This window comes from Brevundimonas sp., from assembly GCF_027487935.1.
Taxonomy (GTDB): domain Bacteria; phylum Pseudomonadota; class Alphaproteobacteria; order Caulobacterales; family Caulobacteraceae; genus Brevundimonas.
In genome coordinates, this window is record NZ_JAIYCP010000010.1 from 164,882 (window position 1) to 189,778 (window position 24,897).

A 24,897-nucleotide genomic window follows, 5' to 3' on the forward strand; every position below is an offset into this window, starting at 1 on the left:
TTAACTCTCACCCGGCATGATCGTTAACGGCAGGGGCCCAAGGACCGATTCAAGGGTTCGGCCCAGCCTGCCGGAGACCGTCGATGAACCCCGCCCGTATCATCGTGATCTGCGTAGCCGCGGTGGCCGCCATCGGTCTCGCCCTGGCCGTGCGCGCCATGGGATCGCCTTCGAATGCACCGACCGCCGTCGCCGCTGCCGCTGCCGTTCCGGCGCGCCCGATGGCGAAGGTCCTGGTCGCCGCCAAGGATCTGGAGCCCGGCCAGCGCCTGACCGAGGCGGACATGGCCTGGAAAGACTGGCCTGTCGACGAGGTCAATCCCGCCTTCATCACGGATGGCTCGGTTCCCCTGCCGTCAGCCGCCGCCGAAGACCCGCCGGCCGCGCCGCCCGAAGGGGCGGTGGCCTCGGTCACCCGGGTCGCTTCCAATCTGACCACCCGCAGCAGCAAGGCCGATTATGCCGGCTCGGTGGTGCGCGAACCCATTCTGGCCGGCGAACCGATTGTCAGCCGGAAGATCGTGCGTGCGGGCGACAGCGGCTATATGGCCGCCTATCTTGAGCCGGGCATGCGGGCGATGGCCATTCGCGTCACGGTCGAGACCGCCGCCGGCGGTTTCATCCTGCCCGGCGACCGCGTCGATGTCCTGCTGACCCGGGAGACGACGCTCGGCAATATGGGAGCCCAGGAGAGCGACCGGTCCAAATTCGCTTCCTCGACGGTGATGCAGAACATCAAGGTTCTGGCCATCGACCAGTCGACGCGGGCCGACGACGACGAGCAGGCTGTGGTGGGTGCAACCGCGACCCTTGAGGTGGGTCCCCGCGACGCCGAGGCGCTCGCCCTGGCCAAGTCGGAAGGCGAGCTGAGCCTGGTGCTTCGCTCCTACGCCGACACCGGCGGCCCATCAGGCCGAGCTGCGCCGGCCACGCGTCAGGCCTCTGCCATCCGCATCTATCGCGGCGGCGCCCCCGAAGTGGTGGTGGTCCAATGAGGCCCCTGATCGCTCTCGCTCTCGCAAGCCTGACCATCGCATCCGTCGCGCTGGCGGTGCCGACCGAGGCCCGGGCCCAGTCGCGCGCCGCCGTGCCCATGGGGCCCGGTGCCCAGCTGATCAATCTGCCGCGCGGCTCCTCGATGGCCGTCGACCTGCCGTCCGACGCCCGCGACGTTATCGTGCCGAACCCGCTGGTGGCCGAGGCCATGCTGCACTCGCCCCGGCGCATCACCATCATCGGACTTCAGCCGGGTGAAACTGACGCTGTGGTTCTGGACAGCTCGGGCCGCACCATCCTGTCGCTGCGGATCCGCGTCGATGCCGGTGTCTCTGCGCTGCAGGATACTCTGAGCCGGGTCATGCCGGGTTCCCAGGTCCGTGCCGAGGCGGTCAATGACAGTATCATCCTCACCGGCCCGGTGAGCAGCCCGGGCGAGGCCGACCGCGCGGCCCAGGTCGCCCGGGCCTTCGTTGAGGCCCCTGAAAAGGTCATCAACATGATGACCATCGCCGGGTCGGATCAGGTCATGGTCCGGGCCCGGGTAATCGAAGTTCAGAGAACGGCGATCAAACAGCTGGGGCTGGACGTCAACGGCGTGCTGAACAGCGTCGCTGACGGGATGTCCTTTACCCAGGGCGCAACCTTCGGCGTTTCGGGCAGCCAGCTGGGCGGCGGTGTCCTGAACTATGTCGACCGGGCCGGCAACGGCGACCGTCTCAGCTCCAGTATCCGTGCCTTTGAGCGCGCCGGTCTTGTCCGTATCCTGGCTGAACCGAATGTGACCTCGGTCAACGGCGAGAACGCCGAGTTCCTGGCCGGCGGCGAGTTTCCGGTCCCGGTCGGTCGCAGCGTCGATTCCACGACCGGCCAGGTCACGATCGGTGTCGAGTTCAAACCGTTTGGCGTGCGCCTGGCCTTCCGGCCGATCGTGCTTTCGGAAGGCCGCATCTCGCTGCAGCTCTCCACCGAGGTGTCCGAGCTGACGACCGCCGGTGCCTTCACTCTCGGTGGTACGGCCGATGACGCCCTTGTCATTCCGGCCCTGAACGTGCGGCGCGCTTCCTCCACTGTGGAACTCCCCTCGGGCGGGTCGATGATGATCGCCGGCCTGTTGCGCGAGGATACCCGCCAGAACATCGACCAACTGCCGGGCATCGGCACCCTGCCGGTCCTCGGGGCCCTGTTCCGCTCCCGGGACTATCTGTCCGGCGAGACCGAACTGGTGATCATCATTGAGGCCTATATCGTCTCGCCGACCTCGCCGGGCCGGCTGCAGACCCCGTCTGACGGCCTGATTATCGCCAATGACGCCCAGACCCTGTTGTTCGGTCAGCTGAACCAGCAGTTCGGTCGCCCCGGTGATCCGGCCGCTGCCGACAACGGATGGAGCGGCCCTGTGGGCTATGTCATCGAATGAGGATCCTCGTGAACCGCGCCCTCACTTCCGCTGCCCTCGCTTTCGCGGCGGGGCTTGCTGTTTCCGGCTGCGCCTCGGTCGCGGACGCTCCGGTGACGCCACTGTCGCGCTACGCCCTGCAGGTGGAACCCGGCCTCGATCGCATCGCCCTGGCCGTGCACGATCAGGGCCTGTCGACGAACCAGCGCAACGCCTTGAACGGCCTGGTGGCGCGCTACGGCACCTCCGGGGCCGGGCATGTCAGGATTGAATCGCCTGCCGGCGACGATCCGGTCGCGCTCCAGCAGGCCTACGCTGTCCGCACCTTCCTGCAGGACGCCGGGGTTCCGGGGGATCGTATCCAGATGGCCGCCTATGTCGCACCCGATCCGCGCGCGCCGGTGCTGGCCGGGTTCGAGACCATAAGGGCCTCCACGCCCGATTGTTCGGCAGAAGCCCGGAGCATGGGCGCGAGGTTCTCCAACCAGAGCTCCGGCGGCTTCGGCTGTGCCATCACGGCCAATATGGCGGCACAGATTGCAGATCCGCGCGACATTCTCGGTGCCCGGCCGATGACCCCGGCCGATTCCGGCCGCGCGGCTGTGGTCTTCGACAACTATCGAAAGGGTGAGGTCAGCTCGACTCCCCAGGAGCCCCTGGTAAGCGGCCGGATATCCGGGGCTGTGGAATAGCGTGACATGAGCAACGCCTTCGCACCCCGGCCGTTTGAAGAGTTTGACGACGAGTTTGAGCTCGACGCCGGTCCTGCCGCGCCGAATGCCTATATGCCGGATGGAGACGATGGCAGCCTCGATGCCTTCGAGGACGCCGTCGTCGATCACCACCAGGCCTCGCCATTCATGGGGCCGACGGGAGGGGTCCCGGCGATCGCGCCGCCGCCTGGACATCGGTCGAACACGGCGGGCACCCGGTCCGACGGGTTCAACCCGGTGGGCGATCTGCAGGCGAGCGCAACGACCGCCATGTCGCCCATGAGCATGAGCGGCAGCCAAACGGCCGAGGTATCGGTCCCCCGGATCGCCATCCACGTCTTTGCCGAGCGTCAGGACACCCTGGCTGCGGCTGAGCGCGCCGGTCAGGACCGTCGCCTGTCGCGGGCAACCACCCAGATCCGCGTCGGCGGCGTCGCCGCTGCGGTCGAGGCCTATCGTCACGAGCCGACCCCGCCCCTGATCGTGGTCGAATGCATGCAGGACCCACAGACGCTGCTGCAGGAAGTCGACCAACTGGCCGAGGTCTGCGATGCCGGGACCAAGGTCGTCGTGATCGGTGCCGCCAACGACATCCTGCTGTTCCGCGAACTGATGCGCCGCGGTGTCAGTGAATATCTGGTCGCGCCCCTGCAACCGCTGCAACTGATCTCGGCCATCGGGGGCCTGTTCGCCGATCCGGCCCAGCCCTTCGTCGGTCGCACGATTGCCTTCGTCGGTGCGCGCGGTGGCACCGGTGCCAGCTCCGTTGCCCACAACACCGCCTTTGCCATGAGCGAGCGGATCGGGGCCAACACCGTCATCGTCGACTACGATCTGCCGTTCGGCACCGCCGGGCTGGACTTCAACCAGGATCCGCTCAGCGGCGTCGCCGATGCCTTGAGCCAGCCTGACCGCCTCGATCCTGTTCTGCTCGACCGGATGATGGTCCGCTGCACCGACAAGCTCAGCCTGTTCGCCGCCCCGGCGACCCTTGACGTTGACTGGGACATTTCCCCGGAAGCCTTCGAGGAGGTGACCACACAGATCCGCTCGACGGCGCCCTTCGTTGTCCTGGACTTGCCGCACCTGTGGTCCGGCTGGATGCGTCGCACCCTGATCGCCGCTGATGAGGTGGTGATCGTGGCAACCCCGGATCTGGCCAGCCTGCGCAATGCCAAGAACATGATCGACCTGATCCGTCAGGGCCGTCCCAATGATGCGCCGCCCCGGCTGGTGCTGAACCAGGTTGGTGTCCCCGGGCGTCCCGAGATCCCGGCCAAGGACTTTGGGACCGCCCTCGGTGTGCACCCCAGTCTGATCATTCCGTTCGATCCCAAGGTCTTCGGAGTCGCAGCGAACAACGGTCAGATGATCCTCGACGCGGGCGGCAAGTCCAAGGTGGCCGATGCGTTCCAGACCCTGGCCCAGATCGTCTCGCGCCGTGAGCTTCCCGTGATCGCCGGGACCCGGGGCAAGCCCGGCAAGGGCGAGGGCAAATCCATCTTCTCCGGCCTGTTCAAGAAGAAGACCTGACCCGTGTTCGGCAAGCGCACAAGTCAGCCCGGTTCCGCGGCCGCCGCTCCCGGGCTGACCACCGAAGCCGCGCCGGTCGTGCAGCCTTCACCGGGGGTGGCGACCGAGGCCTTCGCCGTCGGCGGCGAAGCCGATGCACCCCAGTTGCAGGCCGCCGCGCGCAGGGCGGAATCCTATGCGAGCCGGCCTTCCTCGGCGGCCGCAGACCGGCTTGACGCCCTGGCCTCGCGGCCACGGCCCGACGCGGCGGCCGTGCCCGCCAAAGCGGTGCCCGGTCCCAAGGCCACGCCGGGCTTCGAACAGCTCAAGAAGGCCCAGGCGGTCGCGGAGATCGTCCGCGAGCAGTCCGACTATTATCACGCCACCAAGACGACGATCTTCAACGCCCTGATGAACACCATCGACCTGGCCCAGCTGGCCCAGCTCGATACCAAGGCGGCGTCCGAAGAAATCCGCGACATCGTCGCCGAACTGGTAGCGATCAAGAACGTCTCCATGTCGGTGGCGGAGCAGGAGCATCTGGTCCAGGACATCGTCAATGACGTCCTCGGCTATGGCCCGCTCGAGCCGTTGCTGGCTCGTGACGACATCGCCGACATCATGGTCAACGGGGCCGGCCGGGTCTTCATCGAGGTCGGTGGCAAGGTTCAGCTGACCAATGTCCGTTTCCGCGACAACACCCAGCTGATGAACATCTGTCAGCGGATCGTGTCGCAGGTCGGCCGCCGCGTCGATGAGAGCTCCCCGATCTGTGACGCCCGCCTGCCCGACGGCAGCCGTGTCAACGTCATCGCCCCGCCGCTGGCCATCGACGGCGCGACGCTGACCATCCGGAAGTTCAAGAAAGACAAGCTGACGATGAAAAATCTGGTGGAGTTCGCCTCCATCAGTCCCGAGGGCGCGCGCGTGCTCGGCGTTATCGGGGCCTCGCGCTGCAACCTCGTGATCTCGGGGGGCACGGGTTCCGGCAAGACGACCCTGCTCAACACCCTGACAGCCTTCATTGACCCGACGGAGCGGGTCATCACCTGCGAGGACGCGGCGGAACTGCAGCTCCAGCAGCCGCATGTCGTTCGCCTGGAGACAAGACCGCCCAACCTCGAGGGCCAGGGCATGATCACCATGCGGGACCTGGTCAAGAACTGTCTGCGCATGCGTCCGGAGCGGATCATCGTCGGCGAGGTCCGCGGCCCAGAGGCCTTCGACCTGCTGCAGGCCATGAACACCGGCCACGACGGCTCCATGGGCACGCTGCACGCCAACAGTCCGCGCGAGGCCATCAGCCGGATGGAGTCGATGATCACCATGGGCGGTTACGGCCTGCCCTCGAAGACCATACGTGAGATGATCGTCGGATCGGTCGACGTCATCATCCAGGCCGCCCGCCTGCGCGACGGTTCGCGCCGTATCACCCACATCACGGAGGTGGTCGGGCTGGAGGGCGACGTCATCGTCACCCAGGACCTGTTCGTCTACGAGATCACCGGCGAGGACGAGAACGGCAAGATCATCGGGCGCCACCGCTCGACCGGTATCGCCCGTCCCCGCTTCTGGGACCGCGCCCGATACTACGGGCTGGAGCGCGAACTGGCCGAAGCTCTCGACGCGGCGGAGTAGGGCAGATGCTTCCCGTCCTTGTGGCCGTCCTGGCTTTCATCACCATCGGCGGACTGGGCTGGGTGTTCGTCGGCAACGGTGACTCCCGCGGAACGGCGGTCAAGCGCGCCCGGGGCCTGGGCGGGCCCAAACAGACCAACTCGGCAGCCCGCAAGGCAGCGGCGGCCAACTCGCCGGAGGCGCGCCGCAAACAGATCATGCAGCAACTGCAGGAATCGGAGCGGGCCGAGCGCAAGGCAAGGATCAGTCTCGCCGCCCAGTTGCAACAGGCGGGTCTGAGCACAAAGGTCTCGACCTTCTGGATCATCAGCACCGTTCTGGGTGTCATCGCCTTCCTGATGCCGCTGCTGTTCGGCCTGAATATCCTGATCTGCATCGGGGTCGCCGTCGTCCTCGGCCTCGGCCTTCCCCGCTGGGTCGTCGGCTTCCTGGGCAATGGACGCCGCAAGAAGTTTTCCAGCCATTTTGCCGACGCCGTTGATGTGATCGTGCGCGGTATCAAGTCCGGCCTTCCCGTCCACGACTGCTTCAAGATCATCGCCCGGGAGAGCCCGGCACCCCTGGGCCCCGAGTTCCAGAAGCTGGTTGAGGGCGTCGCAGCAGGCCTGACCCTCGCCCAGGCCCTGGACAAGATGTACGAGCGGATGCCGACGCCGGAGCTGAAATTCTTTTCCATCGTCATCGCCATCCAGCAGAAGACCGGCGGCAATCTGGCCGAGGCGCTGAACAATCTTTCGGTCGTGCTGCGGGCCCGCAAGATGATGGGCGAGAAGATCAAGGCCCTGTCGTCGGAGGCCACCGCCTCCGCCGGGATCATCGGCTCCCTCCCGCCCGCGGTGATGATCCTCGTCAGCCTCACGACGCCCGCCTACATGGCCCGGCTGTTCACCGACCCGCGCGGCCAGTTCATGCTGCTGGTCGCCGTGGCGATGATGGCCCTCGGCGTGTTCGTGATGAAGAAGATGATCTCGTTCAAATTCTAGGAAATGCCCGGCTCAAATGGTCGAGTTCTTCACCAACGTTCAGAACCTTATGAGCCTCGGCGTGGGGCTGCTGGTGTTTGCCACGCTGGTCACCCTGCTGGGCTCGTTCGGCGGCGGCCCCAGGCTTGAGGGCCGGATGAAGGCCGTGGCGGCGCGGCGAGAGGAACTGAAGCGGCGCTCGCGTCAGGCCATTGCTGCCGAGAACTCCGGGTCCCAGAACCTCCGCCACTCGGACGATGGCTTCAAGAAGAGGGTCGTCGAGCAGCTGAACCTGACCAAGTTGCTGGAAGATCCCAAGGTCGCGGACAAGATGGCCCAGGCCGGCTATCGCGGGCCCAAGCCGCTGACGACCTTCTACTTCTTCCGCTTCTCCATGCCGTTTGTATTCCTGTTAGCCGCGGCAATTTATCTGTTCGTTTTCAACATCTTCGATCTACCCGTGATGACGCGCGTCACGGCCTGTATGGCCGCCGCGGTGTTCGGATTCTATGCGCCGAACCTCTACCTCTCGAACCGCATTGCGAAGCGGAGGACGTCGATCATGCAGGCGTTTCCCGATGCGCTCGACCTGCTGCTGATCTGCGTCGAGGCGGGGATGTCGATCGAGGCGGCGATCCAGAAAGTCAGCCAGGAGATCGGCGGGTCTTCCATCGACCTGGCCGAGGAACTGACCCTCTTGTCCGCAGAGCTCAGCTATCTGCCTGATCGCCGCATGGCCTATGAGGGTCTGGCGAGGCGTACCAACCATCCCGGTGTCAAATCCGTGGCCTTGGCCATGACCCAGGCCGAGACCTATGGCACCCCGCTGGGCACTGCGCTGCGGACCATGGCGAAGGAAAACCGGGAGATGCGCCTCGCGGCCGCCGAGAAGAAGGCCGCGGCCCTGCCGGCCAAATTGACCGTACCGATGATCCTGTTTTTCCTGCCGGTTCTGTTCATTGTCATCCTGACCCCGGCCATCCTCAACATCCAGGACACGATGGCCGCCGGTGCGGTTGGCGGCTGATTTCAGGCCTCGGCGGCGGCTTTCCAGGCCTCGGCGACTGCATCGACCGCATGCCGCAGGTGTTTGCGGTGCCGGTCGAAGAACATCTCCCCGCGCAGGCCCGAAAAGATGAAGCCATTGGCGACGATGCAGCTACCCGGCTGCTCCAGCGGCTCAATCTCGAAATAGCGCATCGAGCGGAACCACAGGCCGCGTTTTTCGGCCCAGACCAGTTGGGAATAGGGCTGCCACTCGCCAACCCGCATGGCCGCCCTGCGCTCGGGAAGGTCCCCGATCCGCTCGGTAAGGGCAATTTCGGCCCCGAAGGCGATCGCTCCTTCAAGCCTCGTCTCGACCGGATTCCATCGGTCCCAGCCGGGAAGGTCCGCGATCAGGTCCCAGATCTGGTCGGGCGTGGCGCGCACGCCGATGCGGCGCTCGATACGGGCGATGTCCATGGGCCCGATCTGCCACGGCTTTGGGCCCGGGAAAAGGCCCGGAGAGCCAGGGCGGCGATCAGCGGTTGCCTTCGGGTCCCGGCTGGGAGGCGGGCGGGGTCTCGGGCGAGGGCGTCTCGTCCCGGTCGGGGAGGTCCGGTGGACCGGCGCGCAGCCGCGGATCGATGAAGCAAAGGCCGGTCGCGGCGGCCAGCAGGATGGCATTGGCGATGAAAGGGGCCGGTTCGGCCAGCTCGTAAAGGGCGACCCCGATCACCGGCGGGGCAAGGAAGCTGAGCCCGGCCAGTGACATCATCAGACCGGCGATCGCCCCCTGTTCGTGCGGCTCGACCGACAATGAGGATCCGGCGATGAAGCCCGGCCGGGCGAAGCCGATCCCCATGGAAACAACGGCATAGCCGACGACGACCCCGTAAAGGCCCGGGGACGCGATGCTCATCAGGTTTCCGACCAGGGCCAGGGCCGCGCCCCAGCGCATGAGGTCCGCCGGCTGGAGCCTGAGCAGCGGGATCAAACCCCATTGGGCCATCAGGGTGGCGGCGGCTCCCGCCAGCATGGCGATGCCGATAAAGGGCTGGGCCTCGCGCGCGGCGATGCCGGCGACCGAAAGCTCATCAATGATGTGAAAGCCCAGCACCGAGATGTTGGCCGCCTGCGCCCCGGTGACGAACAGGCCGTAGAGCAGATAGCCGCGGATGCGCGGGTCCTTCCACAGCCCCTTGCCCGCGTCGCCGCGATGGCCGCTGGGCGAAGGGATCCGGACGACCTCGCCGCTGGGCAGTCTGCGCCAGACCACGACCAGCGCCAGCAGGCCGAACAGGGCGAAGGCGTACATCGGTCCTGCCAGGCCGACCCCGGGAATCACGAGCCCCGCGCCGCCCATGCCGACGCCGATCGCGGGCAGGACGAAGAAGGGAGCCAGCGCCGGGCCGATCACTGTGCCCAGCCCTTGTGCCGAAGCCAGTAGCGACATGGCCTGGGTGCGCTGCTCCGGCGTCGTTCGATCAGCGACATAGGCCTGGGATGCGATCGGCGCGGCCGAGCCGAAGACGCCGTAGACGGTGCGCGCCACCCCCATCATGATGAAGGCTAGGCCCGCGCCGAGCCACTGTTCCAGCCCCGAGGTGGCGGCCAGGCCGAAGCCGGACATGGAGACGACGAACCCCGCAAGGCCGATCATCATGACCCGCTTGCGTCCAAGGGTGTCGGACAGCCGTGCCCAGAAGGGCGAGGCGACCGTCCACATCAGGGCCGAGATGGCGAAGGCGCCGGCGACGAGGGTGTCGGACAGCCGGAACTCGCGGCCGATGGCCGGAAGGACGGACTGCAGCGCCATGTTGCCCGCCGCCGCAATCAGGCTGACGGCGAACAGGATGGCAAAGGCAGGGGAGCGCAGGTTCACCGGCGCAGCCTAGGCCTGCTGACGCGCGCCGTCACCCGGCTGACGTCATCTCCTTGCTTCAAGACTTGCGCCCGACCCCCTGCTCCGCGCACCTTGTCGGCTCCCGGATACTGGACACCGCCATGACCCTTCGCCGCCTCCTCGCCGTCTCCACCCTGTCGCTGGCCTTGTCTGCGGGCCTGGCCCAGGCACGGGAGAATGGCACCGCGCCGGTCGCCCTTGACCGGATCGAGGCGGCGGTGACCGCCGGGACGCCGCGCGTCATCGCCTGGCGGCGCGACCTGCACGCCAACCCCGAACTGGGTTTTGCCGAGACCCGCACCGCCGCCATGGTCGCCGCGCATCTGCGGGCTCTGGGGATGGAGGTCCGCACGGAAGTGGGCAAGACCGGTGTCGTCGGCGTGCTGCGCGGCGGACGGCCGGGCAGGGTGGTGGCCCTGAGGGCCGACATGGATGCCCTGCCGGTGCTTGAGGCGACGGGGCTGCCCTTCGCCTCGACCGCGACCGGAACCTATATGGGCAGCACGGTGCCGGTGGCCCATGCCTGTGGCCACGACGCCCATGTCGCCATGCTGATGGGTGCCGCCGAGGTGCTGGCCGGCATGCGCGAGGACATTCCCGGCACCATCGTCTTCATTTTCCAGCCTGCCGAGGAGGGTGCCCCTCCGGGCGAGCCGCTGGGCGGTGCCCGTCTGATGATCCAGGAGGGGGCGCTGTCAAACCCCCGCCCCGATGCCATCTTCGGCCTGCATGTCGTGCCGGGGCGGCCGGGAACGGTCTTCTATCGCCCGCGAGGATTCATGGCGGCCTCGGATCGGGTCGACATCACCCTGCATGGTCGTCAGACCCACGGCGCCTGGCCGTGGAAGGGCGTCGATGTCATCGCCACCTCGGCCCAGGTCGTCCAGACGATCAATACCCTGACGGCGCGGACCATCGACCCGACCACGACGCCGACCGTCTTCACCATCGCCACCCTCGACGCCGGCGTCCGCTACAACATCATTCCGGACCGCGCCGTCCTGTCCGGCACCCTGCGGACCTTTGACATTGCCCAGCGCGACGACCTCGTCGCCCGCACCCGCGTTGCCATCGACAATGTCGCCGAGACCTATGGCGCGACGGCCGAGTTCACGGTGCGCCAGAACGCGGCGCTGGTGTTCAACAATGAGGAACTGTCGGCCTGGCTGGCCCCGGTGCTGACCGAGGCGGCCGGGGCGGGCAACGTCAATCCGGCCACGCCGCCGACGACGGTGGCCGAGGATTTCAGCTATCTGTCGCAGGAAGTGCCGGGGGTCTTCTACCACCTCGGCGGTTCGAAGGACGGGGTTGATCCCTCGACCTCGCCGCCGAACCATTCGCCGGAGTTCGACGTCAATGAGGCCGTGCTGCCGCTCGGCGTCCGCACCCATGTTCTGAGCGCCATCCGGTTTCTGGAGCGCGATTGACCCGTGGCCGACGAACTGGAGCGGCTGAAGGCGCGCCGGGTGACGGCCCTCTATCGCCTCGACCTGATCGGCAAGGGGGCGCAGCTCTCCTATGATGACGGCACGCTGGTCGACATGAGGTCCGAACAGGCGCGGCTGGAGGAGATGGTGGCGGACCTCGACCGGCGGATCGCGCGACTGGAGGCGACGCTGCACTGATCTCCCGGAGCTGCCTTGTCATCCCGGACGCCGCGAAGCGGCGATCCGGGACGGCGCGAGCCTCATTTTGCTCACCCCCGGAAATCGCCTTCGATTGTCCGGGGGACGGGTGGCCATAGCGCCATGCCCCCACCCGTGTCCCGGATAGCTGCTTCGCATCTTCCGGGACGCGAGGTTCTGGCGACCGTGCGTCCCGGCTCTTCGCTTCGCTTCGGCCGGGATGACAAGGAGCGGTCAGGCTCGCGCGAAATACCTGCCGATCACCGCGCGATAGACCTCGGCCAGGGCCTCGATCTCCGCCACGGGCGCGCGCTCGTCGATCTGGTGCATGGTCTGGCCGACGAGACCCAGTTCCAGCACCGGACACATGGCGCGGATGAAACGGGCGTCCGAGGTGCCGCCGGTGGTCGAGGCCTCCGGACGGCGGCCGGTGGAAGCCTCCACAGCGTCCTGCACGGCGGTGACGAACGGCCCGGTCTGGGTCAGGAAGGCATCGCCCGAATGCAGGTGTTCGAGCTCGATGCGCAGTCCGCTTTCGGCCTGGGCCTTGCCCGCCTCGGCATTGAGCCAGGCCATCAGGCTCTCGCCGGTGTGGTTCGGGTTGAAGCGGATGTTCAGCCGCCCACGTGCCTCGGCCGGGATCAGATTGGTCGCCGTATTGCCGACGTCGAGCGTGGTCAGCTCCAGATTGGACGGCTGGAAGGCCTCATAGCCGTCGTCCAGACGGTGGTCGGCCAGCCGGGCGACCAGCCGGGCCAGCACCGGGACCGGATTGGCCGCACGGTCCGGATAGGCGACATGGCCCTGTTTGCCGTGCACCGTGATCCAGGTGTTCAGCGAGCCGCGCCGCCCGATCTTGATCATGTCGCCCAGGGCGTGTTGCGACGACGGCTCGCCGACCACGCAGGCGTCGATGACCTCGCCCTCGGCCATCAGGGCCTGGACCACCCGCTTGGTGCCGTGCAGGGCCGGGCCCTCCTCGTCGCCGGTGATCAGGAAGGACAGGCTGCCGGGGACCTCGCCCTCTGCCAGGACCTGTGAAACCGCCGCGACCCAGGCCGCGATGCCGCCCTTCATGTCTACGGCACCCCGGCCGTAGAGGATGCCGTCCTTCACCTCGGCTTCGAAGGGGGCAGAGGACCAGGCTTCGGTCGACCCGGTCGGCACGACATCGGTGTGGCCCGCGAAACAGAGATTCGGTGAGGCCGTCCCACGCCGGGCGTAGAGGTTCTCGATATCCTCGAACTTCATCCGGCGGCAGTGGAAACCGAGCCCCGTCAGGGCACGTTCCAGCACATCCATCGCCCCCTCGTCGGCGGGGGTCACGGAAGGCCTGCGGATCAGGTCGCGGGTGAGGGCGACAGGATCGATAACGTGAGTTGATGCGGTGCTCATAAGGCTGTGCTTTACGGGGTTCGGACGACTGCGAGAAGACGCCATCCCATGCCGAAGATCGACATAGACGCCGCACCCACGGGACACGGCACCGGCTATCCGGAGGAATTCGCCGGACCGTGCAAGCCACGCCGTCGCTGGCGGCTGGGCGATGCGGTCGGGCTGGACCAGTTCGGGGTCAATCTGCTGCGCCTGCCGGCCGGGGCCTGGTCCAGCCAGCGCCACTGGCACGAGGGCGAGGACGAGTTCGTCTGGGTCGTATCGGGCGAGGTCGTGCTGGTCGAGGATGAAGGCGAAACCGTCTTGCGCGCCGGCGACTGCGCGGGCTGGAAGGCGGGTGTGCCCAATGGCCATATGCTGCAGAACCGCTCGGGCGGCGAGGCCGTTCTGCTGGAGGTCGGCACGCGCACCCCGGGCGGGGACACCGGCCACTATCCGGACATCGACATGCAGTTCCGGCAGGGCGGCTTTTTCCACCGCGATGGGACCCCTTATCCGAAAGTCGACCGGCGCACGTGACCGGATCTGTCGAGACGCCCGGCCCGGCCCAGCCCGCGGAGCAACCCGAGGGCCCGGCCAGTCCGTGGGCCATCCGCGACTTCCGCCTGCTGTGGGTCGGGCGGGTGGCGGCGGTGCTGGGGATCCAGATCCAGTCCTCGGCCCTGCTGTGGCAGGTCTATGAGATCGCCCGACGCGACCATCCGATCGCCGAGGCCAGCCTGTATCTGGGCCTCGTCGGCCTGTGTCAGTTCCTGCCGTTGCTGGCCCTGACCCTGCCCGCCGGTGCCCTGGCAGACCGGCGCGACCGCAAGAACACCGTCACCCTGTCGGTCATGGTCGAGGGCGGCTGTGCGCTCGCCTTCCTGTTCATGGCGCTGCACGGATCGCCGCCGCTGTGGGGCCTGCTGGCCGTCGCCTCCGTGTTCGGGGCGGCGCGCGCCTTCCTCGCCCCGGCCAGCCAGGCCTTCCTGCCGATGGTGGTCGGGCGTCGCGCCCTGCCACCGGCCATCGCGGCCCAGTCCATCGCCTTCCAGACCGGGGCCATCGCCGGCCCGGCGCTGGGCGGGGTGATCGTCGGCTTCTCGGTGCCCGGGGCCTATGCCGTGGCGATGGTCATGTTCGCCATCGGCTTCATCAGCCTTGTCCTGATCCGCACCAGCGGCAAGCCGGCCCCGTCCCCGACCCATGTCTCGCCGGTCGATCAGGTCAAGGAGGGGCTGGCCTATGTCTGGAATACAAAGATCGTGCTCGGGGCCATTTCGCTGGATCTGATCGTCGTCCTGCTGGCCGGGGTCGCTCTGCTGACCCCGATCTTTGCGGCCGACATCCTGCACGTCGGGGCGGTCGGTTTCGGCCTGCTGCGGGCGTCGTTCGGAGCCGGGGCCCTGCTGGTGGCCCTGTATCTGAGCCGCTTCCCGATCGTGCAGCACGCGGGCCGCTGGATGTTCGCCTCGGTCGCGGTGTTCGGCGTCTGCACCCTGACCTTCGGCCTGTCGACCAGTGTCTGGCTGTCCGGCGCGGTCCTGTTCCTGGGCGGTGCGGCGGACATGATCAGCGTCAACATCCGCCAGACCCTGATCCAGCTGGCCACCCCCGATCACATGCGCGGCCGGGTCAGTTCGGTGTCCATGCTGTTCATCGGTGCCTCCAACGAACTGGGCGAGGCCTATTCCGGCGTGGCGGTGCGCTTCCTCGGCCCCATCGGGGCGGCGGTGTATGGCGGCATTGGAGCCCTGACGGCGACCGGGCTGTGGGCGCGGTGGTTCCCGGACCTGAGGAAGGCGGATCGGCTGGAGTGATGGGGAGTGGCTAGTGGTTAGTGGCTGGCCACCGCTTGCGGGGTCGCGCAGTCAGCGCCGCCCTTCCGCTGGCAGGGAAGGTGCAGTCGATGGCCACTAGCCACTAGCCACTAATCACTTCCCTCACCCCCACGGCCGGAAATGCTTCGACAGCTTCAGCCCCTGCCGCTGGTAGTGGCTGCCGCCCTCGCCGTAGAGGCGGGCGGGGCGTTCGATGAGGGGCTCATAGACCAGCCGGGCGACGATCTGGCCGTGCTCCAGCAGGAAGGGGGTGTCGTGGGTGCGGACCTCGAGCACGCCCTTGGAGCCTGCGCCGTGCGCCTCGTCGGTGCCGAAGCCGGGGTCGAAGAAGCCGGCGTAGTGGACGCGGAACTCGCCGACCGACGGGTCGATCGGGGTCATCTCGGCGGCCTGGTCGACGGGGATTTCGACGTCGTCGGATGAGGCGAGGATGTAGAACTCGCCCGGGTCCAGCAGCAGTTCGCCGCGGCGCAGGGTCAGGGGCTCCCAGAAGTCGCGCGGGTCATGGCCGGCGATGTTGTCGAGGTCGACGACGCCGGCGTGGCGGCGGCCCCGGAAGCCGACGATCGAGCCCTCGCCGCCCTGCAGTTCCACCCCGACGCTGCGGGTTTCCAGTTTGGGCGGTGCGCCGGCCTTGAGCCGCAGCTGGTTCAGCCGCGTGCCGGGACGGACCAGGATGGGGAAGGTCTGGGGCGAGATCTCCAGATACAGCGCCCCCTCATAACCTTCCGCCACATCGTCGAAACGCCCCCCGCGATCGGTCAGCAGGCGGACGAAGACGTCGACCCGGCCGGTCGAGCTCTTGGGATTGGCGCGGGCGATCAGGCCCTTCGGCAGGCTCAGCCGCTCCTGCAGCCGGACGATGTAGACGCAGCCGCGCTCCAGCACGACGCCGGGCGAAAGGTCGATGGTGTGCATCGAGACATCGGCGATCCGGTCCTCGACCGTGCGCTGGCCCGGCAGGAAGGAGGCCCGGACGCGCCAGGCCTGGTCGGACAGGCGCAGGTCCAGACTGGCCGGCTGCACCTGATCGGCGTCGAAAGGCGTTTCCGAGGTGATGGCACCGCCGGCGATCAGGGCCTCGATGGACTGGCAGGGCAGGATGCCGGGGGTGGGGAATTCGATGGACTGCATGGCTATGGCTTACACGATTCCGCCATCCGTCTCCCCTTCCCGGTGCCGTGCGCTTGACGCAGGCCCGCGTTGCACGACCATGGGCGGATGCACGACACGCCCGCGTATGAAGCCGAAACCGACGGCATCCTGATCCGTGTCCGCCCCAGCTATCTGGCGGGCCAGTCCGATCCGGAGGGGGGCCGCTGGGTCTGGGCCTACCAGATCGAGATCGTCAACCTGACCGGCGTTCCGGTGCAGCTGATGGCTCGCCACTGGTTGATCACCGATGCCCGCGGCCATGTTGAGGAGGTGCGCGGTCCCGGCGTCATCGGTGAACAGCCGACCATCCTGCCGGGTGAAAGCTATGCCTACGCCTCGGGCTGCCCGCTGGGCACGGCCTCGGGTTCGATGGTGGGCGGCTATTCCATGACCGACGCAACGGGCCGCATCTTCGAGGCGGCCATCCCCGCCTTCAGCCTCGATGTGCCGGGGGAGCGGCGGGTGCTGAACTGAGTGGTTGGTGCCCAGTGACGGATGGTTGGCCGGAACCCGTGTGAAGGCGCTGCCAGCGCCGCGCTTCCGCTAACGATGAGCGGCCTGCGCCAGCCACAGATCACGCTTGCCCGCGCAGCGGGCGGGTGAGGGGCTGCGTCAACCCGGAAAAGCGCAGCCCCGCCCCAGTCTCACGGTCCCGTGCGGGTGGGCCGTGAGGCGGACGGCGGCTCTCCAGGAGCCGTTCATGACAGCCGCAGGGGCTGAAAGGGGTCAGATGTAACGCCGCAGCGAACGGGCCAGATCCGTCGCGCCGCGCTTGACCTGCGGCTGGTAGGCGACGCGGGCGTGTTCAACGCAATAGACGCTTTCCGAAGCGCGGCGGCCGCAGAAGCTGAACTCGTTCGAGGACGGGTCGCCGATCGGCCATTTGCACATGTGGGCACCGAGGGTCATCACGGTCGCGGTGCCGGGCAGATCGGGCATGGTAGAGGCGACCGAAGGCACGGCCGCTGCGCGCGGCTGGACGGCCTCGATACGGCGCGGGGCCGACGGCGTCTGGGTCGGCTGCGCGGCAGGACGGGGGCGCGAGGGGCGAAAGGTGGCGCGGGCCGGCTGCGAGGGGGCGGCCCGACCGGACAGGCCGAGGCGGTGCACCTTGCCGATCACGGCGTTGCGGGTCACGCCGCCGCCCAGCTGTTTGGCGATCTGGCTGGCCGACTGGCCTTCCAGCCAGAGCTTCTTCAGCGCGCCGACGCGGTCTTCAGTCCAGCCTGCGGTCATAGCCAACCCTCCGGGTCTCAGATTCAACATATGGGGTCCAAGCTTCCCTCCCGGGGCCTCGACCTACCACTAATCGTAAACGAGCCCTTAACGGACGCAAGATGTGCGAATCGGTCCGTCCACAGGAACCAGATGTAGGGGGTGGTTAACGGGCGTGGGGTGTTGGGGGTGGGGTGGGGGGTTTGGGGTACCCGGGCCACAAGGTCGCTGCTTGATGTGCCGCCAGCCTTCATCCCCCACACCCCACACCCCACACCCCACACCCCATCCCCCTTGCGCCGCAGCGTCCGTCAGCGCATTTCCGCCCCCATGACCGAACAGAGCACCGCCTCCACTACCCCCCAGCCGCGCAGCTATCCCGGGATCAACTGGATCGGCGTCCAGACCCTGTACCTGCGCGAGGTGCGGCGGTTCTGGAAGGTGGGGGCCCAGACGGTGGCCGGCCCGGTGGTGACCACCCTGCTGTATATGCTGGTCTTTGTCGTGGCCCTGCAGGGGGCCCGCCCGCCGCTGCACGGCACACCCTTTCCGGAGTTCGTCGCGCCGGGCCTCGTCATGATGGCCATGCTCAACAACGCTTTCGCCAATGCCTCCTCCAGCCTGATCCAGGCCAAGGTGATGAATACGGCGACCGATTTCCTGACCCCGCCGCTCAGCCCGCTGGAGCTGACGATCGGCTTTTCGCTCGGTGCCGCCACGCGCGGTCTGGTGGTCGGGATCGTGACCGCGGTCTGCGTCCTGCCGTTTGCGCGGCTGGAGGTGGCCAACCCGGGCCTGATCCTGTGGTTCGGCCTGCTGGCCTGTCTGACGATGGGAATGCTGGGCGTGCTGGCCGGCCTGTGGGCGCAGAAATTCGACCAGCTGGCCGCTGTGCAGAATTTCGTCATCATGCCGATGACCTTCCTGAGCGGCACCTTCTACCTCGTCGAAAACCTGCCCGAGCCGTTCGCGACGATCAGCCATTTCAACCCCTTCTTCTATCTGATCGACGGCTTCCGGGCCGGCTTCATCGGGACCGGCAACGCCGAGGGAAACCTGATGATCGGCATGGTGCTGAGCGGTGTGCTGACGCTGGTCATGGCCGTGACCTGCTGGCTCGTGTTCCGCTCGGGCTGGCGGCTGAAGACCTGACGCAGTTGTAAGGTGCGCCGGGCACCGCGCCGCGCTAGCCATGGCGTCTTGTCTCAAGGGGGTTCCATGCTGTTCCGTTCGCTCGCCGCCGTCGCGGCCCTGCTCGTTGCCTCGACGCCCGTCGCGGCCCAGGAGCTTGACCTCCGCGCCCAGGTTGCCGCCTTCGTCCAGCCTTCCAATGAAGCGCGCACGGCGGTCGTGGTCGCCCAGCTGCGGGCCGCGGGGTTCGAACCGACCATCGAGACCTTCGCCGGCGGCAATGGCCGGACCGGTGAGATGGAGGGCCGCAATGTGGTCGTGACCCTCGGCGACGGCCCGCGCGAAATCCTGCTGACCGCCCACTATGACGCCGTGAAGCTGCGCGACGGGACGATGTCGCATGGCGTCGTCGACAATGCGGCCTCCGTGGTCGGGCTCATCGAGGCCGCGAAGATCCTGCGTGGCAAGGCGCTGAACCACCGCATCCGCATCATCCTGTTTGACCAGGAGGAGCTGGGCCTGATCGGCGCACGCAAATGGATCGAGGCGCACGGCCTGGCCAATGTCGCCGCCGTGGTGAACTCGGACGTCGCCGGCTATGGCGACACGATGATGTACGGCCAGAACAATGGCCCCCAGTCCGCCTTCGTCACGCGCGCGGTGCAGGAACTGTGCGCCGAGCGGGCGATGCAGTGCGTCGGCTTTCCGGTCTATCCGCCGTCCGATGACCGCGCCTTCTCCGCCGCCGGCGCCCCGGTGGTGTCGCTGGGCTTCCAGGACGAGATCGGTGCCCATCAGATGTGGCTGGCCTTCAACGGCGGCGAGGCCAACGGCCTGGCCGAGGGCTTCATCCCCCAGGTCTTCCGTCTGATCCACTCGAACGAGGATACGATGGACAAGGTCGATCCGGCGACGGTGGCCCTCGCCGGCGCGACCTATGCGGCGTTGGTCGAGCGGCTGGACGCACAGCTCGACGGTGTTGACTAACACCGTCCTCCGGCCGACAAGGCCTGACCCTTGTTCCAGCGGTCCCGGCGCTCTTCAGCGGCGGGGCCGTCTCGCTTTTGGAGGCTTGTCCCGTGTCCAACGAACATCTGATGGGTGTCTACAACCGCGCGCCGCTGGCGGTGGATCGCGGTCAGGGCGCACGTCTGTGGAGCACCGACGGGACCGAATACCTCGACTGCGTCATGGGCATTTCGACCAATGCCCTCGGCCACGCCCATCCGGCCCTCGTCCAGGCGGTCAAGGACCAGGCTGAAAAGCTGTGGCACGTCTCCAACATCTTCAAGATTCCGGGGCAGGAAGCCCTCGCTGACGCCCTGTGCGAAAAGTCGTTCGCCGATGTGGTCTTCTTCACCAACTCGGGCACCGAGGCGGTCGAATGCGCGCTGAAGACGGCGCGGAAATTTCATGCGGCCAACGGCCAGCCCGAGCGGATCGACATCTACGGCTTCGACGGCTCGTTCCACGGCCGCACCTACGGTGCCATCAATGCGGCGGCCAACCCCAGCTATACCGACGGCTTCGGCCCGCCGATGCAGGGTTTCCACCAGCTGGTGTTCGGCGACCATGAGGCCCTCAAGGCTGCGATCGCCAACCCGAACACCGCCGCCATCATCGTTGAGCCGGTGCAGGGCGAGGGCGGCTGCCGGGCCATTCCCGAGGTCTGCCTGCGCGGTCTGCGCGAGCTGTGCGATGAACACGGCGTCCTGATCATCTTCGACGAGGTCCAGTGCGGCATGGGCCGGACCGGCAAGCTCTGGGCCCATGAATGGGGCGGGATGACCCCGGACATCATGGCCATCGCCAAGGCGCTGGGCGGCGGTTTCCCGGTCGGGGCCTGCCTGGCCACGGCCGAGGCCGCCAGGGGAATGACCGTGGGGGCCCATGGCTCGACCTTTGGCGGCAATCCGCTGGCCATGGCCGTCGGCGGCGCAGCCTTCGCCGAGATCTCGAAGCCCGAGACCCTGGCCCACGTCAATGAGATCGCCGGCTATCTGAAGCAGCAGCTGCACGGGCTGAAGGAGCGCTTCCCCGATGTGATCGTGGACGTGCGCGGCAAGGGCCTGTTGCTCGGCGTCAAACTGGTGCCCAACAACCGCGAATTCATGGGCTGGGCGCGGGACGAGAACCACCTTCTGATCGCCGGGGGTGGTGACAACTGCTGCCGTATCCTGCCGCCGCTGAACCTGACCCTGGATGAGGCGCGCGAGGCGATCGAACGGTTCGAACGGACGTGTGAATTCGCGCGCAGCAAGATGGCGGCGGCCTGACCGGAGCGCTGACGATGGTCCGCCACTTCCTCGACATCCACCGGCTTGAAGCCGCCGACCTGCGCGCCATCCTCGATGACGCCCATGCCCGCAAGGCGGCCCGCAAGGGCTGGCCGAAGGGCCGCCCCGACGCCGACGCTCCGGCGAAGGACCGCGTGCTGGCCATGATCTTCGAAAAGAATTCGACGCGTACCCGGTTCAGCTTCGACGCCGCGATCCGCCAGCTGGGCGGGGCCTCGATCATCGCCAATGCCGGCGACATGCAGCTGGGTCGCGGCGAGCCGGTCGAGGATACGGCCCGGGTCCTGTCGCGCATGGTCGACGCCGTGATGATCCGCGCCAATGATCACGAGGACGTCGAACGCTTCGCCCGCGTCGCAACCGTGCCGGTGATCAACGGCCTGACCGATCGCTCGCATCCGTGCCAGATCCTGGCCGACATCATGACCATCGAGGCGCATCGCGGGCCGATCGCGGGCAAGACGATCGCCTGGGTCGGGGACGGCAACAATGTCTGCCACAGCTTCATGCATGCGGCCCCGAAGCTGGGTTTCCACCTGAATGTGGCCTGTCCGGCGGACTATCATCCCGACCTGCACGACCTCGCCAGAGGCGGCAATCACGTCACCCTGACCAGCGATCCGCGCGAGGCTGTCGTCGGTGCCGATGTGGTGGTCACCGACACCTGGGTGTCGATGGGGGACGGCGACTATGAGGCGCGGCTCGAAGCCTTCGAAGGCTATGGTGTCGACGACGCCCTGATGAATCTGGCCGCAAGCGACGCCGTCTTCCTCCACTGCCTGCCCGCCCACCGTGGCGAGGAGGTGACGGATGCGGTCATCGACGGTCCGCAGTCGCTGGTCTGGGACGAGGCGGAGAACCGCATCCATGCCCAGAAGGCCGTGCTGGCCTGGTGTTTCGCGGAGACATCCGGGGGCTAGGTTCCCGGGACCGGTCAGTAAGGCCGCTGCGGAACGCCCAGCAGGGCACCGAGATGGACGGCGAGGACGAGGATCACCGCGCCCGACAGCAGCATGATGAACCGCCAGGGGATCATGCGCACACCCCGCGTCAGGTCCCAGGGTCGCGATCCCCGCCAGCCGGCGAAGACGGCCAGGGCCAGGGTGGCGAAGAGCAGGACGATCGTCAGGGTCAGACTCATCCGCGCGAGGTGGTCCGTCGGGACCCCGAACGCAAGGGCGAAAGCCTTGCCGGAAGGTTAATCCTCATGCCTCGTTAACCATGTCCGCGCGAGATATTCATCGGGGCACGACGCTTTCCACAGGAACATCGGGCACCGCTACATCTTGGGGTTAACGACACGTTTACACGCTTCATCTTGGCGTCTAGCGTTTGTGAACAGGTCGGGAGTCGAATCAGTGAGGGCAGCCGCGGCACCCTGGAGCGTGAAGGGCATAGAGCCCAAGGCGCGAGAGATCGCCAAGGACCTTGCGCGTCGTTCGGGCATGACTCTGGGTGAGTGGCTGAACACCATCATCCTGGAAGACAGTGACGATGACGAGGGCGGGTTCACGCCGCTGTCGCGTCGCTCGCATGCTGCCGACAGCATCGACCGTCGCGGCCGCAGCCGCCGCATGGACGATGCCTACGGTTCGGGCGTGAGCGAAGACCAGTTGCATCGGCTCGGTGCCTCGATCGATGCCATCGCCGCCCGGCTCGAGGCGGCCGAGCGCCGTTCCACCGTCGCCATCCAGGGAGTCGACCAGGCTGTCACCGGCCTTGTGCGCCGGCTGGAGGGGCAGGACGAGACCGGCAGGGCCAGCAGTCGCCGCATCGACGATATCGCCGAGGAGCTGCGCGAGGGGCATCGGCGTCTGCGCCGTTTCGAGCAGGAGGTGGGACCGCAAACCGCCGAAACCTTCGGTAAGGTAGAGACCACCCTGGGGGTCCTCGCCAGTCGTCTCTACGACATCGAGGAGCGCCAGCGTTCGAGCGTGAACGAGCTGCGCCAACGGATGGACGGGGTCGAGAAGGTGGCCGGGCCCGGTATCGGGCCGGAGTTGCTGGCCCAGGTCGGCCAGCGGCTGGATCAGGCCCAGGGGCGCACGTCCGAGGCCCTGCGCAATCTGCAGGCCTCATTCGCCGGGCTGGACCAGCGCCTGCGCGCTGCCGAGTCCCGCGCCGAGCCGGAGAGCTTCCGCGAGGCGGCCCGGTTTGAAAAACTGGCCGAGACGCTGAGCCGTCAGGTCGAGGGAAACCGCGTCGAGATGATGCGGCGGCTCGACACGGCCGAGTCCGAAGGTCGGATGGACCGCATCGAACGCGCCGTCCTGGCCATCGGCGACCAGGTCAAGGCGTCCGAGGAGCGGTCGGCCAAGGCGGTCGAGGCCATGGGCCACGAGGTTCTGCGCATCGCCCAGAACCTGAACGGCCGGGTCGGGTCGATCGAGGCCGAGGCCCCGGTCCGTTTCGAGCAGCTGAGCCGCAAGGTCGAGCTCGACATGGGCCGGCTTGCCCAGGGCTTCGAGCAGCGACTGACCGCTACCGACGACCGTCACGCCCTCGCGCTGGAGAAGCTGGGCGGTGAGATTACCCGTATTTCAGACCGGCTGAGCGAGCGGATTGCCCAGTCCGAGCGGCGCTCCCAACAGGCACTGGACGACATCGGTCGCCGACTGGCGGACAGTTCTGCCCGCATCGAACAGAGCTATGACCGGGCCTCCGGCGAGCTGGCCGAGCGCATGCGGATGTCGGAGGAGCGCACCGCGGCCCTGATCGCCGAGGCGCGGAACAATATCGAGCGCCGGGCCGAGCCGGTGGTCCCTGTCCCTGACACTGCAACGGATTCCGACTGGCGGGCTGCGGCCTTCCCGGATGCGGCCTTCCCGGGCGCGCCCTTCACTGACGCGGTCTTTGACGACCCGATCTACGCCGAGCAGCAGGCCTGGTCCGCCGGGCTCGCCCCTCCTGAGCCGGACCCTGTGCCCGCCGGCTATCGGGCCCCGGTCGACCAGGTGCTCAGCGCCGAGGCCAGCCTTGACGCTGTCTTGCGCGGCCCGCGCGTGGAGGATGCGTCGCTGGTCGGATCGCCCCCGTTCGGCAGCCGGCCCGCCACGACATCGCTGCATGAAGAGTTCGGGTCCGCACCCGAGGCGCCTCTGGCATCGGAGAGCGTCGGCCATGGGTTCGGCGGTGCCGACGTCGCGGACGCCCTCGAAGCGACGGCCCCGGCCGGTCTTGCCCCCGCCTTTGACGGGGAAGATGTCGGGTTCGGCGGTGAGACGGATTTCGTCGACCGTCACGCCTTGCGTGCCGCAGCGGCACAGGGGCGCGCCTCATCGACCCGCCAGACCATCGACGCGGCTCGCGCCGCCATGGCGACTCCTGTTGTCGAGGCACCGGTCCGTTCGGGTTTCGGCATCAAGCGTGGCGGCAAGTCCCGCCTGCAGGAGCGGCTGGACAAACAGGCTTCCAAAGGTGGCGGCACGGTCCGCAAAGCGCTGGGGGCTTCGGCCGTCGCGATCTTTCTGACCGCCGGCGTCACCTATGCGACGGGCCAGTTGACCGGCACCGGTGTGGCCATCTCCGGCTTGCCGGGGGTGGATCCGGCGAAACCGCTCGCGGCGCTAGCCGTCGTGCCGGCGGTGGCGTCACCCGCTGATCTGGCCCGCGGCGAGGACCTCTACGGCCAGGCGACGGCCCTGCTCGATGCCGACGAGGCCGGTGGGATCGATCTGCTCAAGCAGGCTGCCGCCACGGGCTATACGCCGGCCCAGCTGCATCTGGCCGGCCTCTATCAGGACGGCGTCAAGGGCTTGCCGCTCAATCTGGCGGAAGCCCGGGCCTGGGCGCGCCGGGCGGCGGATGGTGGCGACGCAAGAGGGATGCATGCCTATGGCATGTATCTGTTCGATGGTGCCGGCGGCGACCAGAACCGGGCCGAGGCGCTGGACTGGCTCAAGCGGGCAGCGGTGCTGGGTCTGGTCGACAGCCAGTTCAATGTCGCCAAACTCTATGAGACCGGCGACCAGGGCATCGAGGCCGACCTGACCGAAGCCTACAAGTGGTATCTGATCGCGGCGCGCGCGGGCGACACCGACGCCCGGGCGGCGGTCGAGCGCCTGCGCGCCTCGCTGCCGGCCGCGGACCAGGCCAAGGCCCGGACAGAGGCCGAGAGTTTCTCGATCGAGCCACTCGCCTGACGCGGGAGGG

General features: G+C 67.7%; 23 protein-coding genes. 17 read left to right on the forward strand and 6 right to left on the reverse strand.

The features are described 5' to 3' along the window. Positions 1-83: 83 nt before the first annotated feature. Genes cpaB through Q0053_RS04830 form a run of 7 tightly spaced genes read left to right on the forward strand, consistent with a single transcriptional unit; the run spans position 84 to position 8,247 of the window. Positions 84-995 (forward strand): Flp pilus assembly protein CpaB, encoded by a 912-nt coding sequence (gene cpaB / locus Q0053_RS04800; RefSeq protein ID WP_298096757.1) that lies wholly within the window; start codon positions 84-86, stop codon positions 993-995. Next, positions 992-2,416 carry a type II and III secretion system protein family protein gene (locus tag Q0053_RS04805; protein ID WP_298096760.1) on the forward strand — a complete coding sequence of 475 codons (1,425 nt, stop codon included), beginning with the start codon at positions 992-994 and terminating at the stop codon, positions 2,414-2,416. The genes cpaB and Q0053_RS04805 overlap by 4 nt, the downstream gene beginning before the upstream one ends. Before the next feature lie 8 nt (positions 2,417-2,424). Then, the gene (locus Q0053_RS04810; RefSeq protein WP_298096763.1) at positions 2,425-3,087 is read left to right on the forward strand and encodes a CpaD family pilus assembly protein; all 663 of its coding nucleotides are present in this window, start codon (positions 2,425-2,427) and stop codon (positions 3,085-3,087) included. 6 nt (positions 3,088-3,093) lie between these two features. After that, positions 3,094-4,641, forward strand: a complete 1,548-nt coding sequence (locus Q0053_RS04815) for a CpaE family protein (protein WP_298096766.1) — start codon at positions 3,094-3,096, stop codon at positions 4,639-4,641. A gap of 3 nt (positions 4,642-4,644) precedes the next feature. Then, positions 4,645-6,258 carry a CpaF family protein gene (locus Q0053_RS04820; RefSeq protein ID WP_298096769.1) on the forward strand — a complete coding sequence of 538 codons (1,614 nt, stop codon included), beginning with the start codon at positions 4,645-4,647 and terminating at the stop codon, positions 6,256-6,258. A gap of 5 nt (positions 6,259-6,263) precedes the next feature. Further along, positions 6,264-7,241, forward strand: coding sequence for a type II secretion system F family protein (locus Q0053_RS04825; RefSeq protein WP_298096771.1), 978 nt, complete (start codon positions 6,264-6,266; stop codon positions 7,239-7,241). 16 nt (positions 7,242-7,257) lie between these two features. After that, the gene (locus Q0053_RS04830) at positions 7,258-8,247 is read left to right on the forward strand and encodes a type II secretion system F family protein (protein WP_298096774.1); all 990 of its coding nucleotides are present in this window, start codon (positions 7,258-7,260) and stop codon (positions 8,245-8,247) included. 2 nt (positions 8,248-8,249) lie between these two features. Here the strand turns inward: Q0053_RS04830 and Q0053_RS04835 are convergent, their stop codons facing one another. Continuing rightward, entirely contained in the window at positions 8,250-8,684 is a 435-nt protein-coding gene (locus Q0053_RS04835; protein WP_298096777.1) for an SRPBCC domain-containing protein, read from the reverse strand. A 58-nt stretch (positions 8,685-8,742) separates the two neighbouring features. Beyond that, the gene (locus Q0053_RS04840) at positions 8,743-10,086 is read right to left on the reverse strand and encodes an MFS transporter (RefSeq protein WP_298096780.1); all 1,344 of its coding nucleotides are present in this window, start codon (positions 10,084-10,086) and stop codon (positions 8,743-8,745) included. A gap of 122 nt (positions 10,087-10,208) precedes the next feature. Between Q0053_RS04840 and Q0053_RS04845 the strand changes: the two genes are divergently transcribed. Together Q0053_RS04845 and Q0053_RS04850 are read left to right on the forward strand one after the other, a co-directional pair. Beyond that, the gene (locus Q0053_RS04845; RefSeq protein WP_298096783.1) at positions 10,209-11,534 is read left to right on the forward strand and encodes an amidohydrolase; all 1,326 of its coding nucleotides are present in this window, start codon (positions 10,209-10,211) and stop codon (positions 11,532-11,534) included. Between the two features lie 3 nt (positions 11,535-11,537). Beyond that, on the forward strand, positions 11,538-11,732 hold the full coding sequence (locus Q0053_RS04850; protein WP_298096786.1) for a hypothetical protein: 195 nt from the start codon (positions 11,538-11,540) through the stop codon (positions 11,730-11,732). Between the two features lie 234 nt (positions 11,733-11,966). Here Q0053_RS04850 and dapE read toward each other — a convergent pair whose 3' ends face one another. After that, positions 11,967-13,127, reverse strand: a complete 1,161-nt coding sequence (gene dapE / locus Q0053_RS04855; RefSeq protein WP_298096789.1) for a succinyl-diaminopimelate desuccinylase — start codon at positions 13,125-13,127, stop codon at positions 11,967-11,969. Between the two features lie 48 nt (positions 13,128-13,175). Here dapE and Q0053_RS04860 point away from each other — a divergent pair, with 48 nt between their 5' ends. Together Q0053_RS04860 and Q0053_RS04865 are read left to right on the forward strand one after the other, a co-directional pair. Beyond that, complete coding sequence (locus Q0053_RS04860; protein WP_298096791.1) at positions 13,176-13,646, forward strand: cupin domain-containing protein; 471 nt, start codon at positions 13,176-13,178, stop codon at positions 13,644-13,646. Further along, positions 13,643-14,926 (forward strand): MFS transporter, encoded by a 1,284-nt coding sequence (locus Q0053_RS04865; RefSeq protein WP_298096794.1) that lies wholly within the window; start codon positions 13,643-13,645, stop codon positions 14,924-14,926. The genes Q0053_RS04860 and Q0053_RS04865 overlap by 4 nt, the downstream gene beginning before the upstream one ends. 123 nt (positions 14,927-15,049) lie before the next feature. Here the strand turns inward: Q0053_RS04865 and Q0053_RS04870 are convergent, their stop codons facing one another. Further along, a complete protein-coding gene (locus Q0053_RS04870; protein ID WP_298096798.1) occupies positions 15,050-16,081 on the reverse strand; it encodes a 2'-deoxycytidine 5'-triphosphate deaminase in 1,032 nt (343 codons plus the stop codon). An 87-nt stretch (positions 16,082-16,168) separates the two neighbouring features. Here Q0053_RS04870 and apaG point away from each other — a divergent pair, with 87 nt between their 5' ends. Further along, the gene (apaG, locus tag Q0053_RS04875; RefSeq protein ID WP_298096801.1) at positions 16,169-16,576 is read left to right on the forward strand and encodes a Co2+/Mg2+ efflux protein ApaG; all 408 of its coding nucleotides are present in this window, start codon (positions 16,169-16,171) and stop codon (positions 16,574-16,576) included. 252 nt (positions 16,577-16,828) lie between these two features. Here apaG and Q0053_RS04880 read toward each other — a convergent pair whose 3' ends face one another. Further along, on the reverse strand, positions 16,829-17,338 hold the full coding sequence (locus Q0053_RS04880) for a GcrA family cell cycle regulator (RefSeq protein WP_298096804.1): 510 nt from the start codon (positions 17,336-17,338) through the stop codon (positions 16,829-16,831). 309 nt (positions 17,339-17,647) lie between these two features. Between Q0053_RS04880 and Q0053_RS04885 the strand changes: the two genes are divergently transcribed. The 4 genes from Q0053_RS04885 (at position 17,648) to argF (ending at position 21,665) form a co-directional block, all read left to right on the forward strand. Beyond that, entirely contained in the window at positions 17,648-18,469 is an 822-nt protein-coding gene (locus tag Q0053_RS04885) for an ABC transporter permease (RefSeq protein WP_298096806.1), read from the forward strand. 66 nt (positions 18,470-18,535) lie between these two features. After that, on the forward strand, positions 18,536-19,435 hold the full coding sequence (locus tag Q0053_RS04890) for a M20/M25/M40 family metallo-hydrolase (protein ID WP_298096809.1): 900 nt from the start codon (positions 18,536-18,538) through the stop codon (positions 19,433-19,435). A gap of 110 nt (positions 19,436-19,545) precedes the next feature. Then, positions 19,546-20,724 (forward strand): aspartate aminotransferase family protein, encoded by a 1,179-nt coding sequence (locus Q0053_RS04895; protein ID WP_298096920.1) that lies wholly within the window; start codon positions 19,546-19,548, stop codon positions 20,722-20,724. Positions 20,725-20,732: 8 nt separating this feature from the next. After that, positions 20,733-21,665 carry an ornithine carbamoyltransferase gene (gene argF / locus Q0053_RS04900; RefSeq protein ID WP_298096923.1) on the forward strand — a complete coding sequence of 311 codons (933 nt, stop codon included), beginning with the start codon at positions 20,733-20,735 and terminating at the stop codon, positions 21,663-21,665. Positions 21,666-21,679: 14 nt separating this feature from the next. On the opposite strand, the gene Q0053_RS04905 is transcribed toward argF, so the two are convergent. After that, positions 21,680-21,886, reverse strand: coding sequence for a hypothetical protein (locus Q0053_RS04905; protein WP_298096812.1), 207 nt, complete (start codon positions 21,884-21,886; stop codon positions 21,680-21,682). 217 nt (positions 21,887-22,103) lie between these two features. Between Q0053_RS04905 and Q0053_RS04910 the strand changes: the two genes are divergently transcribed. After that, complete coding sequence (locus tag Q0053_RS04910; RefSeq protein WP_298096815.1) at positions 22,104-24,887, forward strand: hypothetical protein; 2,784 nt, start codon at positions 22,104-22,106, stop codon at positions 24,885-24,887. Positions 24,888-24,897: the final 10 nt, after the last annotated feature.